The 2,032-nt window shown below is 58.0% G+C and carries 2 protein-coding genes; one reads left to right on the forward strand and one right to left on the reverse strand.

Going from position 1 to position 2,032, the window contains the following annotated elements; translation table 11 throughout:
* On the forward strand, positions 1 to 287 hold a 287-nt coding region (locus AC097P_RS23445), incomplete at its 5' end, for an Lrp/AsnC ligand binding domain-containing protein (protein WP_479612844.1).
* Positions 288 to 616: 329 nt separating this feature from the next.
* Here the strand turns inward: AC097P_RS23445 and AC097P_RS23450 are convergent.
* Positions 617 to 1,756, reverse strand: a complete 1,140-nt coding sequence (locus AC097P_RS23450; RefSeq protein WP_479612845.1) for an IS630 family transposase — start codon at positions 1,754 to 1,756, stop codon at positions 617 to 619.
* Positions 1,757 to 2,032 lie beyond the last annotated feature (276 nt).

Here is a 2,032-nt window from a genome sequence, read left to right on the forward strand (position 1 = left end):
TGGGTGTGCTGGCCTTTGTGCGGCTGGACGCGGAGCGCAACACCGGGGATTCGACGCGCGCGCTGGAGGAGGCGATTCAGAAACTACCGCAGATCGTCAGTTGCCACTACATCAGCGGCTCGGGTACCTTTGAGCTGCAAGTGATTTGCCAGGACCTGGACAGCTTTTCGCGTTTTGCGCGCGAGAGCCTGATCAACCTGCCGCACGTCAAAGACCTGCACACCAGCTTCTCGCTGGGCGAGGTCAAGGCCAGCAGCGCCTTGCCGCTGGACCATTTGAAGACCTGATACCCGCCAACAACCGCAGGCCGCGCCATGCCAACATCCCCGTCCGCCAGCCCTACGTCATGGCGCAGAAGACGCCTTCTGGCCAGAGGCATATGGTCATTTATGCTCCTAGCCCCCGCCGTTATTGCGCAACCCGCTATGCAATCCATAGCGAACTCCAGCTCCTTGCCACTGCGCAACCTGCAAATCGAGGTGCGCCAGGTGTAAAGCAGCCAACGTGAGCGGGGTGGCGTCGAGGCCGATATGCGGCTGCAATTCGAGTCCAGCGGGTCGGCATCCGCCCAGGCCCGCCTGCGCCTAGTACTTCGTTCCATTAAAACAACTACATATTAAGTCACACCGAGGTCAAACTTGTTCCAGCGAAACACCACTGGCGATGCATTGATCTCTGCGATGCCTTTGAGGATGCGTTGTTTCAAATCGTCCTTGGATGTAACCCGGATGTGTCGAAGGAATGTACGCGCCATTTTGGAGAAAGCGCATTCGATCAAGTTGAGCCAAGAGCCATGCTTGGGCGTATGAACATACTCGAAGCGCCCAGGGCGACTGCTGAGGTAGCCCATGGTCTCCTTGGAGATATGGGCCGAGTGGTTGTCCAGCACCACACGAATGATGGCGTCCTTGGGGTAGTGCGCATCGAGTTGTTTGAGCAAACCGATGAACTCGACGCTGCGGTGGCGGTCCTCAATGTTGGCAAATATATGCCCAGAGTGCAGATCAATACCAGCCAGGATGGACACTGTGCCGTGACGAACATACTCGTAGTCACGCCCGATATTGGGTGCCTTGCCCGGCACCGGTGGCAAATCGGGTGCGGTCAATCCAATGGCTTGAACACCGGGCTTCTCGTCGACGCTAACGGTGTAGATGGGGTTGGGCCTGGCATCGTGAACAGCGCCTTCGGTGTAGAGCGACACGTCCCGGTAGACCATCAGGACCTCCTGCATCTTGCGGTCAAATTGCGGGTCGCGCTTTTCCAGGTAGTAGCGAATCTTGTGCGGCTTGATGTCGTTGTCATCCAGGATGCGCCACACAGTACTCTTACCCGCGTTGCCAAGACGGGGGAAGCCTGCACCTTCGGCGCGTTCCCCGACAAACCGCGCCAGTCCCGAGATCGACCACAGTTCGGACGCCAGACCATGATCCTTGGGTTTGGTGCATGCGATGCTGACCACCCACGCCTTGGCTTCGTCGCTGATCTCGGGTTCGTGTGGCCGGTGGTACTTGTCCTTGAGACCCATCTGAATACCTGCTGCCAAGGCCTTATCCACGCATCGGTAGATCATGGGTCGACTGAACCCAAGTCGACGCTGAAGTTCAGTGATCGAGACGCCATCGGCATAACCCAGCATCACCTTGGCACGTTCCACCTCGCGCGTCGATGCCACTCGCGAAGCAGAAAGTTCTTGGAGCTTGGCGCGCTGTTCCTGCGTCAGCACCAACGCCGGCCGTTCAGATTTTCTTGCCATGATCACCGCCTTCTTGAATTGAAGAGTAAGCACGGCGATTATCATCTATTTAGTAACTGTATTGGTGGAACGAACTACTAGTGGACCGGGTGTCCGTTCATCGGCCCCTCATTCGCGGTTGCCACAGAGTAGGCGTGCCTACCAAGGTGTTAACGAACCCATGCTCGCACACCCACATCGCCCGCCCGCGAGCAAGGGCCAGGGAACGGATGCCCTGTCCGCCAGCCCCGCACACACCAAGGCGTGCAACTCAGCCCCAATCAGAATCGCTCCTGA

The organism is Rhodoferax sp. ZS1R8, from assembly GCF_056521325.1.

Excerpts from the sequence above, each read along its gene's own strand:
- AC097P_RS23450 (WP_479612845.1), bottom strand. The coding sequence starts at position 1,756 with ATGGCAAGAAAATCTGAACGGCCGGCGTTGGTGCTGACGCAGGAACAG.